General features: G+C 61.3%; 14 protein-coding genes. 9 read left to right on the plus strand and 5 right to left on the minus strand.

Going from position 1 to position 15690, the window contains the following annotated elements; genetic code table 11:
- Nucleotides 1–15: 15 nt before the first annotated feature.
- Nucleotides 16–327: a hypothetical protein gene (locus BLS51_RS07530; RefSeq protein ID WP_090182018.1), complete on the plus strand. Its 312-nt coding sequence runs from the start codon at nucleotides 16–18 to the stop codon at nucleotides 325–327.
- Here BLS51_RS07530 and BLS51_RS07535 read toward each other — a convergent pair.
- Both BLS51_RS07535 and BLS51_RS07540 read right to left on the minus strand, forming a co-directional pair.
- On the minus strand, nucleotides 316–1578 hold the full coding sequence (locus tag BLS51_RS07535; protein ID WP_090182015.1) for a nidogen-like domain-containing protein: 1263 nt from the start codon (nucleotides 1576–1578) through the stop codon (nucleotides 316–318). The genes BLS51_RS07530 and BLS51_RS07535 overlap by 12 nt on opposite strands.
- Nucleotides 1579–1679: 101 nt before the next feature.
- Entirely contained in the window at nucleotides 1680–2396 is a 717-nt protein-coding gene (locus tag BLS51_RS07540) for an NAD(P)H-dependent oxidoreductase (protein WP_090182013.1), read from the minus strand.
- 81 nt (nucleotides 2397–2477) lie between these two features.
- Between BLS51_RS07540 and BLS51_RS07545 the strand changes: the two genes are divergently transcribed.
- The 3 genes from BLS51_RS07545 to BLS51_RS29250 all read left to right on the plus strand — a co-directional run bounded on the left by BLS51_RS07545 (nucleotide 2478) and on the right by BLS51_RS29250 (nucleotide 4431).
- Nucleotides 2478–3371, plus strand: coding sequence for a LysR family transcriptional regulator (locus BLS51_RS07545; RefSeq protein WP_090182011.1), 894 nt, complete (start codon nucleotides 2478–2480; stop codon nucleotides 3369–3371).
- 272 nt (nucleotides 3372–3643) lie between these two features.
- Nucleotides 3644–3841, plus strand: coding sequence for a BrnA antitoxin family protein (locus tag BLS51_RS29960; protein ID WP_217636436.1), 198 nt, complete (start codon nucleotides 3644–3646; stop codon nucleotides 3839–3841).
- A 125-nt stretch (nucleotides 3842–3966) separates the two neighbouring features.
- A complete protein-coding gene (locus tag BLS51_RS29250) occupies nucleotides 3967–4431 on the plus strand; it encodes a hypothetical protein (RefSeq protein WP_139168671.1) in 465 nt (154 codons plus the stop codon).
- Nucleotides 4432–4627: 196 nt separating this feature from the next.
- Here BLS51_RS29250 and eda read toward each other — a convergent pair whose 3' ends face one another.
- Nucleotides 4628–5254: a bifunctional 4-hydroxy-2-oxoglutarate aldolase/2-dehydro-3-deoxy-phosphogluconate aldolase gene (gene eda, locus BLS51_RS07555; RefSeq protein WP_090182006.1), complete on the minus strand. Its 627-nt coding sequence runs from the start codon at nucleotides 5252–5254 to the stop codon at nucleotides 4628–4630.
- Between the two features lies 1 nt (nucleotide 5255).
- Nucleotides 5256–7178, minus strand: a complete 1923-nt coding sequence (gene edd / locus BLS51_RS07560) for a phosphogluconate dehydratase (protein ID WP_090182004.1) — start codon at nucleotides 7176–7178, stop codon at nucleotides 5256–5258.
- Nucleotides 7179–7391: 213 nt separating this feature from the next.
- Between edd and pgi the strand changes: the two genes are divergently transcribed.
- Together pgi and BLS51_RS07570 are read left to right on the plus strand one after the other, a co-directional pair.
- Nucleotides 7392–9044: a glucose-6-phosphate isomerase gene (gene pgi / locus BLS51_RS07565; protein ID WP_090182002.1), complete on the plus strand. Its 1653-nt coding sequence runs from the start codon at nucleotides 7392–7394 to the stop codon at nucleotides 9042–9044.
- A complete protein-coding gene (locus BLS51_RS07570) occupies nucleotides 9041–9928 on the plus strand; it encodes an SMP-30/gluconolactonase/LRE family protein (RefSeq protein ID WP_229207518.1) in 888 nt (295 codons plus the stop codon). The genes pgi and BLS51_RS07570 overlap by 4 nt, the downstream gene beginning before the upstream one ends.
- A gap of 48 nt (nucleotides 9929–9976) precedes the next feature.
- On the opposite strand, the gene BLS51_RS30505 is transcribed toward BLS51_RS07570, so the two are convergent.
- Complete coding sequence (locus BLS51_RS30505) at nucleotides 9977–11452, minus strand: methyl-accepting chemotaxis protein (RefSeq protein ID WP_090182000.1); 1476 nt, start codon at nucleotides 11450–11452, stop codon at nucleotides 9977–9979.
- 415 nt (nucleotides 11453–11867) lie between these two features.
- Between BLS51_RS30505 and zwf the strand changes: the two genes are divergently transcribed.
- The 3 genes from zwf to BLS51_RS07590 are packed head-to-tail and all read left to right on the plus strand — an operon-like array spanning nucleotide 11868 to nucleotide 15690.
- Complete coding sequence (gene zwf, locus BLS51_RS07580) at nucleotides 11868–13340, plus strand: glucose-6-phosphate dehydrogenase (RefSeq protein WP_090181997.1); 1473 nt, start codon at nucleotides 11868–11870, stop codon at nucleotides 13338–13340.
- Nucleotides 13340–14194 (plus strand): SIS domain-containing protein, encoded by an 855-nt coding sequence (locus BLS51_RS07585; RefSeq protein ID WP_090181995.1) that lies wholly within the window; start codon nucleotides 13340–13342, stop codon nucleotides 14192–14194. Before zwf ends, BLS51_RS07585 begins: the two co-directional genes overlap by 1 nt.
- A 59-nt stretch (nucleotides 14195–14253) precedes the next feature.
- The gene (locus tag BLS51_RS07590) at nucleotides 14254–15690 is read left to right on the plus strand and encodes an ATPase domain-containing protein (RefSeq protein ID WP_090181993.1); all 1437 of its coding nucleotides are present in this window, start codon (nucleotides 14254–14256) and stop codon (nucleotides 15688–15690) included.

Genomic DNA, 15690 nt, shown 5'->3' on the forward strand with positions numbered 1-15690 from the left:
CTATGGAGGGGCGCGATGCGGTTTAAATTTGAAACGAGGCGACAGGGCCGGTGCTTCGCGGAGAGCGAACATGATGATGACGCCATCCGCGTGGAGATCTGGTACGACCAGAACAGCGATCCGAAAAAAGTGGCATACCTGCTGCACGTCCGCGACGAGCCACCACCGAAGCAGATCACCGAGGCGGGCGCGTTGCAGGACGCCACGCGCATCGCCATCAATCACTTCCAGGCGACCAAGACCAAGGACGGCGATGAGTTCGAGATGCATTGCAGCCGCATCACCGCCCGTTGGTCCGGTACGCTGTACAACAAGTTAGGCGGCTGATTCCGCCTTCTTGCGGCGACGCGCCACCATGCCCAGCATCGCCAGGCCGGCGCCCATCATGGCGTAGGTTGCCGGCTCGGGCACGGCGCTCACCGAAATAGCGTGCTGGCTCAGGTTGACCGTGCCATTCTGGTCGAACACCAGGCCGGCCGAGAAAGCAATCGGGCTGGCCGGATTCAGACCGGCGCTTTCTTCGATGCCTAGCACCTTGAAGCGGTCCACCGCAGTGCCGAAGCTGAAGGTCTGGCCGCCCAGCACATTACCCTGCAGCAGTTTCCAGTCACCGTTTTCCCAGACGTAGATATCGTAGCGGCCATCCCCGATGCCTTGCGGCAGGATCACCGAGCTTATCAGCGGGCCGGCGCCATTCACCTGATACACATAGCCCACTGCCACGTCCGGATCGAACCACACTGGGTTGGTAGCCGATACCGGCACGTTGACGAATTCCCACGCGCCATCGCCCGAGCCTGGATTGGTCGGCAGGATAGGATTGTAGGGCGTGCTGCCAACCAGCGCGTCGCTGCGCACTTCAAAGCGGTAGACGCCGGTCTGGCCGGTGTTGCTGCCGTTCAGCAGTTGCAGCACATTCTGCGTGCCGGAGCCGGCCAGCGCAAACGAGTTCACCGCCGCGCCGGCATTCCAGCCCGCCACCGCCGCGTTGCCGCCATGACCACCGTTGCCGCCGCTGGCGTCGCCGGTCGTCCATTCCAGGCGGCCATAGCGGAACTCCATGTCGAAGTCGCCGGCGCGCGAGGTTTGCGCCGAGCGATCGGTCAGCACCAGTTGGAAGGTATTCTGCTTGTCGTTGTGGTAATCATAGTAACCCACGGTATCCCAGGTCACTACCACCGAGCTGCCGGTGGTGGCCAGGTAGACGTTGTTATGGAAAGGGTTGCTCAATCCACCCTGGTTGCGGGTGTCGACGTCGCCCCAGTATGGCGCGATCATCGGTACGTTGGCGATCGGGAAGACCTCTGGCGTGAATTCGTACAAGGCGCGGCCGAAGGAGATATTGCCGTTGTTGTTGACGAAATAGTTGTCATAGCTATTGCCAAAGAAATTCAACGAGAAAGGCAAGGCCTGCTGCAGGCTGGAGCTGTCATCATTCGGTTCCATGATGCGCGTGCCGTAACCGCTGTCGCCGCCAAGCCCGGTCAACAGTGGGCCACTGGTGGCGGCCGCAGAGGCCAGGTTTGCCATGGCAGCCATCACGGCTGCCGCCAAGAATTTCTTTGTGGCTAAGGTCATTGAATTTCTCCGTCAGGGTTAAATAAAGTTGTTCTTTTAAGTACAACTTAAGACAATAACCGAGCCACAGAAAATTATCAATATTTTAATTTTGTAAACTTTTATTCCTGCGTCTTAACATGAATTTCCAGACCGAACTGATCTGGCGCGACCTTATTCTTCAGCGTCAGCGCGGGAATGTCGTAGTCGCCATGGTTCTGGCGGCGGAATGGAATTGGCGCGGTGCTGTGCAGCGTATCCAGGCGCTGACCTAATTCTGCGCGCGCCGCCGCAAAGCGCGCCTCGTCCATGCGGCTGGTGCGGTAGATCAGGAATGGCGGCAACACCTGCATGCCGGCGTAATGCAGCACGCCGTGCTGGATGGGGAACATCAGCTGTTCGATCGGGCCATTGATGCCGCGTGCGCTGTAGTGCGGCTCCCAGCCTCCGGCCGTTATCAGCAGCATAGCGCGCTTGCCGGCCAGCGTGCCCTCGCCGTAGCGGTCGCCCCAGCGACGGTCGGAATGTTCGCCGATACCGTAGCCAAAACCATGGCTGAACACGCGCTCGACCCAGCCCTTCATGATGGCCGGCATGGAAAACCACCACAGCGGGAACTGGAAAATCACCGTGTCGGCCCATAACAGCTTTTCCTGCTCGCGCAGCACCTCGGGGCCGGGCGTTTCACCAGCCTCCAGCGTGGGCCGCCATTGCATGGCGTAGAGATCCGAGACCTGCACCGCATGGCCGGATGCCTGCAGGTGCTCGACAGCGTAATCTTTCAAGGCGCCGTTCAGCGAGCGTGGATCGGGATGGGCGTAGACAATCAGGATGTTCATGTAAGGCTCCGTGTGGAAAACCTCAGCATAGGCTGGCGTCAGGTATAGTAGAAATGAATTCCTGATATTCCAGCTATAGACATGAATAATCTCAGACGACTAGACCTCAACCTGCTGGTGACGCTGGATGTACTGCTGGCCGAGCACAACGTCACACGCGCGGCACAGCGGCTGAATTTCTCGCAGCCGTCGATCAGCGTGCATCTGGCCAAGCTGCGCGACATCTTTGGCGATCCGCTGCTGCTGCCGGGGCCGCGCGGCATGCGGCCGACCGCGCGCGCGGAAGCGTTGCGTGAGCCTTTGCGGCTGGCGCTGGCGGCGCTGGGACACGCCATCGCGCCGGCCGCGCCATTCGATCCCGCACAGGCGGAGCAGACCTGGCGCGTGGCCGCCACAGATTACGGCGAATCGACCATCCTGCTGCCGGCCATGGCCGGCCTGCGCGCCGCCGCTCCCGGCACGCGGCTGGCGGTGCTGGAACTGGCACCGCCGCACATCACGCGACAGGCGGAACAAGGGATCATCGACCTGGCTTTCCACATCGCCGAGGATGCGCCGCCGGAGCTGCGTCATCGCATGCTGTTCAAGGAGAACTACGTGCTGGCGGGCCGCGCCGCCCATCCACGCCTGAAACGACGGCCGACACTGAAACAATTCTGCGAACTGGAACACGTCATCGTCTCGCCAAACGGCGGCGGCTTTAGCGGCATCACCGATAAGGCGCTGGCACAGGCGGGCCTGACGCGGCGCGTGGTGCTGTCGGTGCCGCACTTCCTGTTCGTGATCTCGGCGCTGGCCAGCACCGACCTGGTGGCGATGGTGCCCGAGCGGCTGGTGCGCGGCAATCCAGCCCTACGCATCGTGGCGCCACCAGTCGAGGTTCCCGGCTACGACATGGTCATGCTCTGGCACGAACGCTCACACCGCGACCCGGCCCACCAATGGCTGCGCGAGCACATTGCCACAAACATGTAGCGTTTCAGGCGCGGATCAATACGCATTAAATAATCTTCAATACCATTCGTTGGAGTATCTACTTCACGGAGACATTGATGGCATCGCATTATTTAAGCGTAAAATCCCGCCATGCGTACCGTCGCTGAAACCAGCGTTTTCATACGCTACGCGGCGGATATCTGGAGCGATGAAGAGCGTACAGAATTTATCAATTGGATAGCTGCTCATCCGGATGCAGGCGACATCATTCCTGCCAGCGGCGGGTGCCGAGCTACGAAGGGAGATTCAAGATGGTTTCTGAAAAAGAGCAGTTCCAACAGGATTTACTGGAATCAGTGAAGCAAATGAAAAGTGGTCAGCCATCCCGGCTCACCTTGGTCGAGAACATTTCCCTGTGCTTGCCAACTGAAGTCGTGGCTAAATGGAAGGCCAGTGGCGCCGATTGGCAGCTCCGCATGGCAAAGCTGTTAAGTGAGAGCCTGCCATAAAGGAAGTGTTCCATAGAAGGGAACCGATTCGCTTTCAAGCAGGCTAAACGAGAAATGCCAGTGGGAGAAATTATTCTCCACCTCGGCATTTGCGGGCAGGCCTTTTGCAGACAAAAAGGAGTCGCATGAACACACTATGCTTTATGTCTAATCTCACCAGTGCAGAATGGGCTAGTTGGGCTCAAGCTATTTTGGCTGGCGTGGCAATTATTACTGCTGCACTTATTTCAAATCGCCAGTCAAAGTCTCAGTATGAGGGCGCGCGAAAGCTTCAGCAGGCTGATCTATTGAGAACCCAGATGCGCATTACTGGCGCCATCGGAATGCTAGCGAAAAGCTCGGGACGAGTTGTGGATCATGTCGCTACCTCACTTGCTACCCGAGACCAAGTTCATGATGTAGGGGCGGGGCGAGTACGCCTCGATCTCGGTGAACTCAATGCAATTTCTGGCGCTGTTTCTGCCATCTCGTTGCATGACTTACCTACTCCGGAGCTCGTGAGTCTTGCAATGATACTGAGCTCGACAATTCGACAATTCGACAATTTTCTGAAATCGTCAGGGATGCTATACGGCAGAATCGTGAAATGAATGGCGAAAATTTTACCGATTTCTTCAATACGATACAGCAGATAAGAATCTCTCTACAGTCCACCATTTCTGATCTTGAAAAAGAGCAGACAAAAATCTTGAGTGCCGATTGAATACTAACGCTTGATTATTTTGATGAGCCCCGAAGGTTGCTGTCCAACTTTCGGGGCTCATTTCACATAGCGTCGTTTGTGGTTCAAGCCCGCAGGGCGCTGGCGGCTTTGGCCAGTTCGGTGATCTTGTCCCATTCGCCGTTGGCGATCAGGTCTTTCGGCGTCAGCCAGGAGCCGCCGACGCAGGCGACGTTCTTCAGTTTGAGGAACTGCGGCGCGGTTTCGATCGAGATGCCGCCGGTCGGGCAGAAGGTAACATCCGGCAGTGGGCCGCCGATGCCGTTCAACATGCCGACGCCGCCCGCCGGCACGGCCGGGAACAGTTTCAGCTGCTTGAAGCCCTGCTCGCGCGCCACCATCACTTCCGACGGCGTCATTACGCCCGGCAGCAGCGGCAGGCCGCTGCTCTTGGCGGCGGCGATCAGCGCCGGGGTCAGCCCAGGCGATACGCCAAACACCGCACCAGCGTCGCGCGCGGCGGCAAATTCTTCCGGCTGCGTCAGCGTGCCAACGCCAACGATGGCGCCTTCCACTGCGGTCATGGCCTTGATCGCGCCCAGGCCGTGCTTGGTGCGCAGCGTGACTTCCAGCACGCGGATGCCGCCCGCCACCAGCGCTTTCGCCAGCGGGACTGCATGTTCAGGTTCGTCGATCGCGATCACAGGGATCACGGCCGAGGTACGCATAATATCGAGAAGAGACAGAGTCATATCAGGCATCTTTCTTGGTCGAGAAGTCTTCGTCGGAACCCGGCACGGTGTTACCGACCGGTTCTTTTTCATGCAGGTTCACCGTGGTGTGGATCGGCGACGGCAGCGGGAACGTAGTCGCGCCCTGCTCCGCTTCGCTCACGCTGTTGCGGAACATTGAGAAGAGCTCGCGGCCCATGCCCACCTGGTTTGGCGACATGTCGGCTTGCGCCATCGAGCGCGCGTGCCACACGGCAGAATCCACGATCGCTTCCAGCGTGCCGGTTTCAGCGCACACCTTGATGATGTCGCCATCACGCACCAGGCCCAGTGGGCCGCCGGCCAGAATCTCCGGCGATACATGGATCGCCGCCGGCACCTTGCCCGATGCGCCCGACATGCGGCCGTCGGTCACCAGCGCTACCTTGCGGCCGGCGTCCTGCAGATTGGCCAGCGCCGGGGTCAGCGCGTGCAGCTCCGGCATGCCGTTGGCGCGCGGGCCCTGGAAGCGGATCACGGCAACAAAGTCGCGATCAAGCTGACCGGCCTTGTACGCATCCATGAAGTCTTCCTGTGAATTGAATACCAGCGCCGGCGCTTCCACGGTGCGGTGCTGCGGCTTCACGGCCGACACCTTCATCACCGCGCGGCCCAGGTTACCCTGCACCAGCACCATGCCGCCGTCCGGCGAGAACGGTGCGTCGTACTTGCGCAGCACCTTGTCATCGCCCGATTGCAGCGGCGCGTCTTTCCACACGACGCCCTGGTCGCCTTCGCCCAGGAATGGCTCGGTGCAGTGCGCGCGCAGGCCTTTGCCCAGGATGGTGGTGACGTCGTCGTGCAGCAGGCCCCCATCCAGCAGTTCGCGGATGACGAAGCCGGTGCCGCCGGCGGCGTGGAAGTGGTTCACATCCGCTTCGCCGTTCGGGTAGATACGGCACAGCAGCGGCACCACTTTCGACAGCTCGTCGAAGTCGTTCCAGTCGATCACCACACCGGCAGCCTTGGCGATCGCCACCAGGTGCAGCGTGTGATTGGTCGAACCGCCGGTGGTCAGCAGCGCGACAATGGCGTTGACGATGGCCTTCTCGTCGACCACATGGCCGACCGGCAGATACTCGCTGCCCTGATCGCTGATGACAGCGGCGCGCTTGGCGGCAGCCTTGGTCAGCTCATCGCGCAACGGCGTGTTCGGGGTGATGAAGGCGGCGCCCGGCAGATGCAGACCCATGACTTCCATCAGCATCTGATTGGAGTTGGCGGTGCCGTAGAAGGTACAGGTGCCGGCGCTGTGATACGACTGCGACTCGCCTTCCAGCAGTTCGGCACGGCCGACCTTACCTTGCGCGTACAGCTGACGGATCTTGGCTTTCTCGGAATTCGACAGGCCGGTGGTCATCGGGCCGGCCGGCACGAACACCGCCGGCAGATGGCCGAAGTGCAGCGCGCCGATCAGCAGGCCCGGCACGATCTTGTCGCACACGCCCAGGTACAGCGCCGAGTCGAACATATTGTGCGACAGCGCTACAGCAGTCGCCATCGCAATCGCGTCACGCGAGAACAGCGACAGTTCCATGCCTGGCTGGCCTTGCGTGACGCCGTCACACATGGCGGGTGTGCCGCCGGCGAACTGCGCCACCGCGCCCACTTCGCGCACCGCCTGTTTGATAATTTCAGGGAAACGCTCGAATGGCTGATGCGCCGACAACATGTCGTTGTAAGCCGAAACAATCGCCACCGAAGGCTTCTTCACCTCTTTCAGCACCAGCTTGTCGTTGGCCGGGAAGGCAGCAAAGCCGTGCGCCAGGTTGGTACAGGCCAGCGTGCCGCGCTGCGGGCCTTTGACACGGGCCGCTTCGAGATGGGCCAGATAGGCGCCGCGCGAAGGTTTGCTACGCTGAATGATGCGATTGGTGACAGTTTCCAGGACTGGATGCAACGCCATGATCGTTCCTTATGAATGGATTCCGTGAAATTTTACTACAAAATCTATAAGCCCATCGGCTTTTCTTAGATAGCTGGCTTATGCTGGCGGGTTCGTAACACGGTTACATCATCCCTTTTAGCGCTATAAAAATTCGTGCGCCACGTTGAAAGCGTAGTGAATTTACCGAATTTTCCTGTATCATTCTGCTATCCCCTCCCTACTCACAACATTATGCGCCAGCCTGCACTTACTTCCACTGCCAGCTTCAAAGCTCTCGAATCCCACGCCGCCGATGCCCAAGACTGGCAACTGCGTTCGCTGTTCGCGCACGATGCCCAGCGCTTTCCCAAGCTGACGGTGGATGCGGCCGGCCTGTTCCTCGACTACTCCAAGAACCGCCTGAACAGCGCCACCATCGGCCTGCTGCTGGATCTGGCCCGTGAGCGCGGCGTGGAGCGCCAGCGCGACGCCATGCTGAGTGGCGAGAAGATCAATCTTACCGAACAACGCGCCGTGCTGCACACAGCGCTACGGATGCCGCGCGGCAAGAAATTGGTGATCGATGGCCAGGACGTCAATGCCGATGTGCATGCGGTGCTGGACCATGTGAAGGAATTCACCGACCGCGTGCGCGATGGCCAGTGGCTGGGCTACAGCGGCAAGCCGATTACCGACATCGTCAACGTTGGCATCGGCGGCTCGGACCTCGGCCCGAAGATGGCGGTGCTGGCCTTGCGTTCGTATGCGCATCCGCGCCTGAAAATGCACTTCGTCTCCAACGTCGATGGTCATGACATGGATGCGGCGCTGGCGCAGGTGAATCCTGAAACGACTTTGTTCATCGTCGCATCCAAAACCTTCACCACAGCCGAGACCATGCTGAATGCCGGCACCGCGCGGACCTGGTTCCTGCACAACGGTGGCACGCAGGAAAACCTGGCCAAGCACTTCGTGGCTGTGTCGACCAACACCAAGGCGGTGGCGGAATTCGGTATCGACACCGCGAATATGTTCCCGTTCTGGGACTGGGTTGGCGGCCGCTACTCGGTGTGGTCGGCGATCGGCCTGTCGGTGGCGCTGGCAGTGGGCTTCGGCTACTTCAACGATTTCCTGGCTGGCGCGCATGCGATGGACGAACACTTCCGCGAAGCGCCGCTGGAGCAGAACATGCCGGTGCTGCTGGCGATGGTCGGTTTCTGGAACCGCCAGTTCCTGAATGCCGGTTCGCTGTCGATCGCACCTTACCATCAGGATCTGAACCGCTTCCCGGCCTACCTGCAACAGCTGGACATGGAATCCAACGGCAAGCGCGTGACGCGCGATGGCGCCGAGGTGGATACCGTCACTTGCCCGGTAGTCTGGGGCGAGTGCGGCACCAACGCGCAGCATGCATATTTCCAGTTGCTGCATCAGGGCACCGATGTGACGCCGATCGATTTCATCGCCGCGCTGCGTGCGACGCATGACCTGGCAGGTCATCACGACGCGCTGCTGGCCAACTGCTTCGCGCAGTCCGAAGCCTTCATGACCGGCAAGACCGCCGATGAGGTGCGCGCCGATCTGGCCGGCCAGAACCTGAGCGCCGAGCAGGTCGAGGCGCTGGTGCCGCACAAGACTTTCCCAGGCAATCGGCCATCCAACACCATTCTGATGGATCAGTTAACGCCTGCTGCGCTGGGCGCGCTGATTGCGCTGTATGAGCACAAGACCTTTGTGCAAGGCGTGATCTGGGACGTCAACAGCTTCGACCAGTGGGGCGTGGAGCTGGGCAAGGTACTGGCCAGGAATATCCAGTCGGAGCTGACCGGCGAGGTGAAGCCCGAGCGTCACGATAGCTCGACCAATGGCCTGATCTTCATGGCGAAAGCGGCGCAACACATATGATTACCGTAGCTTACGATGAGGTGATGCAGACGGGCGAGTGCCCGTTGTGGCATCCACAGGAACAGGCGCTGTACTGGGTGGATATTCCGGCCTTTACCGTGCACCGGCTTGATCCTGCCAGTGGCGCACACCGCGCGTGGAAGCTGGCCAGCGAGCCGGCAACGCTGGCGATCAGCGACCAGGGTGGTTTGATCGTTGCGATGCGCAGCGGCTTTGCGCATCTGGATACCAGCAGCGATGCGGTCAAACTGACCGGGATTGTGGCGGCGCCTTACGATCAGGCGATCACGCGCTTCAATGATGGCCATGTGGACCCGGCGGGCCGCTTCTGGGTCGGCACCATCTACGAGCCGCGCGACAAGCCGGCGGCAGAGATGTTTGTGCTGGAACAGGGTAAGCTGCGCACGGCGTGGTCGGGCGGCATGACCAATTCGAACGGCTCGGGCTTCAGCCCGGATCAGAAGACCATGTATCACGCCGACACCGCTGCGCACCGCGTCACCCGGCTGGATTATGACGTCGCCACGGGTGCGGTAGCGAATCAGCGCGTACTGCATCAGTTCTCGGCGGATAAGGAGAACAATTATGGCGGCCGTCCCGACGGCGCCGCCATTGATAGCGAGGGCAATTACTGGGTGGCGATGTTTGAAGGTGCACGCATCGTCAAGCTGTCGCCGGAGGGCGAGCTGCTGGGCGAGATCAAGTTGCCGGTACGCTGTCCGACCATGCCAGCGTTTGGCGGACCGGACCTGCGCACCTTGTACGTGACCAGCGCCGGTGCGCGTCCGGCAGCGGAGCTGGAGCAGTATCCGCTGAGCGGCAAGCTGCTGGCGATTCAGATGGATGTCGCCGGCCGCGTGGAGCCGACCTACCGCTCGCGCTAACCCCCACTACGACAGAGGGGCTGACCCCGCGACGGATCGCCGTGCGGGTCAGGGCGTGGTCGCCAGTTGCAGTCGCGCGGGCGCGGACAGTGTTGCGCTATCACCCCGTCCTTCCAGCTTGAACGCGGACACCAGCGTGGTCAGATGACGCGCCTCCTGCGCGAGCGCATCGGCCGCTGCCGCATCCTCCTCCACCAGCGCGGCATTTTGCTGCGTGGTTTCGTCAAATTCCACAATGGCGCTGTTGATGCGCTCGATACCCTCGTTCTGTTCCTGATTGGCGTTGCTCATCTCGCCCATGATGGCCGTCACCCGCTGCACGCTGTCGACCACCTCCAGCATGGTCGCACCAGCTTCGTCCACCAGCTTGCTGCCGCCGTCCACCGTCTGCACGGTATTACCAATCAACTCCTTGATCTCCTTGGCCGCCGCAGCCGAGCGATGCGCCAGGCTGCGCACCTCGGATGCCACCACCGCAAAGCCCCTGCCCTGCTCACCCGCCCGCGCCGCTTCCACCGCCGCGTTCAAGGCCAGGATATTGGTCTGGAACGCAATACCGTCAATCACCGAAATGATGTCCACAATCCGCCGCGACGATGCATTGATCTCACCCATGGTGTCCACCACCTGCCGCACCGCCTCACCGCCCTTCGCCGCGATCACCGAGGCACTCTGCGCCAGCGCATTCGCCTGCCGCGCGCTCTCGTTATTCTGCCGCACCGTCGCCGCCAGGCGCGACATCGACGTCGCCGTCTGCTCAATACTGCCTGCCTGGCGTTCGGTACGGCGCGACAGCTCGGCATTGCCCTGGGCGATTTCGCCGGACGCGCCGGCGATCGTATGCGCGCCATCGCGCACGCCGGAAATGGTGTCGCGCATCGTCACCAGCATCTCCACCAGCTTGCGCGCCAGTCGGCTGCGCGGCTTCGCCTCGGTGGCCGACAAATCAATACGCCCTTCAATCGCCGCCAGCGCCGACACAATGCCCTCCAGCTCCGCCGCCTGGTTGGCAGCGCGGCGCAGGATGGTCGCCAGGAAGATCAGCACCGCCGACTCCACCACCACATAGGCGGCATGAATGAACACCGTCGACAACTGCGGGCGGGTGAAGCACATCACGCCATAGCCCCACTCCTGCAGATAATGGAAACTCAGGTGATGCACCGCTGCCACGCCGGCCGCCACCACGATCGGCTTCCAGTCGCGATACGCCAGCAAAAACGCCAGGTAGACAAAAATCCCGAAATGCAGCTCGGTCAGCCCGGCCGCCTGATGGATGTTGAGCGCGGCGAACACCATCACGCTGGCGCCCACCACGCAGCGTGTCAGCACCGAACCCGGCGCGCTGAAGTGCAGCGCGGTCGGCACGCCCGCCGCCAGCAGGCCGATCACCAGCGCCAGCATCCAGGTATCGTTCAGCCCGGCCAGCGCCAGCGAGAACAGCTGCAAGGCCCACAGCACGCACAACATCATCTTGTCGGCCTGCACGGCAATCGCCTGCAAGGGATCGAATCGCGTATTCATGGAGAACTCCCACAGGTCCGGCGGCGCAACACGACTGCACGCGACGACGGGCCAGCTTATAATGGTTGGTCAGAGGACGGCGGGGCAAAGGCCGGATGCCAGAAAAGGCGCCGCGAAGTGGCGGCAGCATGCGCAGCGTGATCCGGTGGAGGCCGCGCAAAAGGGCGCGAAACGGCGAACAGATCGCATGCGGGAACGCCAGTATTATAGCGCTTTTTGCCTTGAGGAAATTAAACGCAACAGCTGGGGCAACCGCGCAACAGTGGCATCGGCCAGCCGGCGATTCCCACGAGGCGCCATAGGGCAATGTAGTAAAATTTCTTGCAAACCACCTTGATAAGTAGTAAATTTACACATAGCGGCCGCAAGCTCGCGGCCATTTTCCCGGCACTTTTTTTGCGACGATTCACACACTATGGCTCTTTCCGATTTTGATCTGGTTCTGTTTGGCGGCAGCGGCGATCTGGCGATGCGCAAACTGCTGCCCGCGATGTATGCCCGCGATGTAGCCAAAGACCTGCCGCCCACTGCGCGCATCATCTGCGTCGGCCGTGCGGACGCCAGCCAGGAAGAATTCCTGCAAACCGTCGAAACCACCTCCAAACCGCTGATCAAATCGCCGGCCGTGATTCCGGCCGCGTGGGAGCGCTTTACCAAGCGCATCGTCTACGTTTCGCTGAACGCCACCGACGCCGGCAGCTACAAGGGCCTGGTGGAAGCGTTGCGCAAGGAAGAAGCGATCACCAAGGTCTACTACCTGGCGACGCCGCCAGCCATCTTCTCCAAAATCTGCGAGAACCTGAAAGAGAACGGCCTGGTCACGCCAAATTCGCGCGTGGTGCTGGAAAAGCCGCTGGGCCGCGACCTGGCCTCGGCCAAGCAGATCAATGCTGAAGTGGGCAAGGTATTCGAGGAATCGCAGATCTACCGGATCGACCACTACCTCGGCAAGGAAACCGTGCAGAACCTGCTGGCGCTGCGCTTCGGTAACATCCTGTTCGAGCCGCTGTGGCGCCGCGAATGGATTTCCGACGTGCAGATCACCATCGCCGAGAAGCTGGGCGTGGGTAACCGCCTTGGCTACTACGACACCTCGGGCGCGCTGCGCGACATGCTGCAAAACCACTTGCTGCAACTGCTATGCATCGTCGCCATGGAACCGCCGACCTCGATCGCGCCGGACGCCGTGCGTGACGCCAAGCTGCAGGTACTGCGCTCGCTGAAAAAGTTCACGCCAACCACGCTGGCCCAGAACATCGTGCGCGGCCAGTACCGCGCCGGCCACGTCGACGGCAAGGCGGTGCCAAGCTATCGTGACGAGCCGGATGCGCCGGAACATTCGCGCACCGAAACCTTCGTGGCGATGAAGGCGGAAATCGACACCTGGCGCTGGGCCGGCGTGCCGTTCTACCTGCGCACTGGCAAGCGCATGGCCGACGGCCTGGCGGAAATCGTCGTGCGCTTCAAGCAGATTCCGCACTCGATCTTCAACCAGCCAACCAACAGTTTCCAGCCGAATTCGCTGGTAATCCGCTTGCAGCCGGACGAAGGCCTGCGCATGAATCTGATGGCGAAAACGCCGGGCGACGGCATGCGTTTGAAACAGGCAGAACTGGAACTGGACTTCCGCGAGCAATTCAAATCGCCGCGCATGGAAGCCTACGAGCGCCTGCTGCTCGACGTGCTGCGCGGCCAGCTGACGCTGTTCATGCGCGGCGACGAGCTGGAAGCCGCGTGGGAATGGGTCGAGCCTATTCTCAACAGTTGGGAATCGGAAGACAGCTACCCGCTGCCCTACGCCTCCGGCACCTGGGGCCCGGCAGCCGCTTCGGCGCTGATCGGCCGCGACGGCCTGCAATGGCGTGAAGAAGTTTTACCGGAAGACTGATGCTACTCGATTCCATTCGCACCCAACTCGACTCGCTCTCCAAATCGGAGCGCAAGGTCGCGTTGGCCGTGCTCGAACACCCGACGCAGACGGTCAACCAGAACATCACTGCACTCGCCAAAAACGCGCAGGTATCCGAACCGACCGTGGTGCGCTTCTGCCGCACGCTGGGTTACGACGGCTGGCATGAGTTCAAGCTCAAGCTGGCCCAGGGCCTGGCGCTGGCGCTGCCGGGGCTGAACGAGCAGCCGACCCAGGACGACCTGGCGGCCGACCTGGTCAACAAGATCTGCAGCCGTTCGATCAACACCCTGCTCGATCTGCGCAACAACCTCGATCCGGAAGCGATCCAGAAGGCACTGGACATCCTGTCCAAGGCCAACAAGATCGAGTTCTATGGCCAGGGTACGTCCGGCATCGTGGCCGCCGATGCCCAGCACAAGTTCTTCCGTTCCGGCGTGCCGACCGTGGCCTATGCCGACCCGCACATCCACAGCATCGCCGCCGCGCTGCTGCGCACCGGCGACGCGCTGGTGGCCATTTCGCAACGCGGCAATAGCCCGTCGCTGGTGCGCTCGGTCAAGCTGGCACGCCGTGGCGGCGCCGAGGTGATCGTGCTGGCGCCGTCCGGCACGCCGCTGGCCGACCTGGCAACGGTGCTGATCCCGATCGACCTGATCTTCAATATCGACCCGTACACGCCGATCTCGGCGCGACTGGCCTACCTGGTGGTGATCGACGTGCTGGCCGTGGGCCTGGCGTTGCAACGCGGGCCGGAATTCCGCAAGAAAATGCAGAACGCGCAGAAGGCGCTGCAGGAGTTCGACTTGCAATTCGATTCATTCATCGGCTAACCACCAAATAAGCGGTTGTGCTACAGTGCGGATATTTGCTGCACATACAACCTTGCGCCATGCACAACCGCTCGCCCCAGCGCATCCCCCTGCTGAAAACCCTCGTTCCCGGCCTGGATGACATTCTGGGCGGCGGCTTTCCCGCGCATAGCCTGTACCTGATCCAGGGCCTGGCCGGCAGCGGCAAGACCACGCTGGCCTGCCAGATCGGCTTCGAGCATGCGCGCCAGGGCAAGAAAGTCCTGATCCTGACACTGATCGCCGAAACCCACGGCAAGATGCTCAACCATTTGAGCAACTTCTCCTTCTTCGACGATGCGCTGGTCGACGACCGCATCCTGTTTATCGGCGCTTACAACGATCTGCTCAGGGGCGGCCTGCGCGAACTACTGAAGTCCATCGCCGCCACGCTGGCTGAACAGCGGCCGGACATCATGATCATCGATGGCTTCCGCACCGTGCGCGAGGCCAAGCCGTCGGACCTGGCGCTGTCGGAATTCATGCTGTCGCTGAATTCGCTGGTGTCGACCATGGAATGCACCACCTTCCTGCTGTCGCCGACCGAAGGCAATCAGGCGGATTCGGAAAACACGCTGGTCGATGGCCTGATTGAACTGAGCCAGTACGAACGCGGCCTGCAACTGATCCGGGAAATGAAAGTGTTCAAGCTGCGCGGCTCCAAGCACCTGCTGGGCCGCCATGTGTTCGAGGTAGGCGAGGATGGCATCGCCATCTACCCGCGCCTGGAAGCAGTCAGCACGCTGTCGGCGGCGATGCCGCCGGGGTCGCGTGAACGGCTGGGCTTCGGCATCGCTGGCTGGGACAGACTGACCAATGGCGGTGTCGCCAAGGGCTCGACCACTGCGCTGCTGGGCAATCCCGGCGTCGGCAAAACGCTGATGGGCCTGCATTTCATCCACGAGGGCTTGCAGCGCGGCGAGCAGGCGCTGATCGTCGGCTTCTACGAGTCGCCGCAGCGGCTGCTGGAAAAGGCGCGCAGCGTCGGCATGGAACTGCAACCCTACTTCGACAATGGCGCGCTGCAGATCATCTGGCATCCGCCGCTGGAAGTGCTGGTCGACAGTCTGGCGCAAGGTACGCTGGAGAATATCGCCCGGCGCAATGTCGGCCGCCTGTTGATCGATGGTGTCGACGGCCTGCGCGAGATCGTCATGCACGAAGGCCGCTGGCGCGCCTTCCTGGCGGCTTTCGTCAATGAACTGCGGGTGCGCAATGTCACCACCTTCTTCACGCAGGAACTGCCGTACTTCGGCCATGGCCCGATGGAGAACGACGCCGCCGCCTCGATCCTGTTCGAGAACATCATCCTGATGCGTTACGTCGACGTGGCCGGCATCAACCTGCGCCAGATTGGCGTGCTGAAGCTGCGCGAAAACAGCTACGACGCCGCCAACCATGTGCTGCTCATTTCCGACCAGGGCATGAGCATCGACGGCGCGGTGCCGCCCACCGTGCCGCCGATACTGAACCGATAG

The organism is Duganella sp. OV510 (assembly GCF_900100205.1).
Classification (GTDB): Bacteria; Pseudomonadota; Gammaproteobacteria; order Burkholderiales; family Burkholderiaceae_D; genus Rugamonas.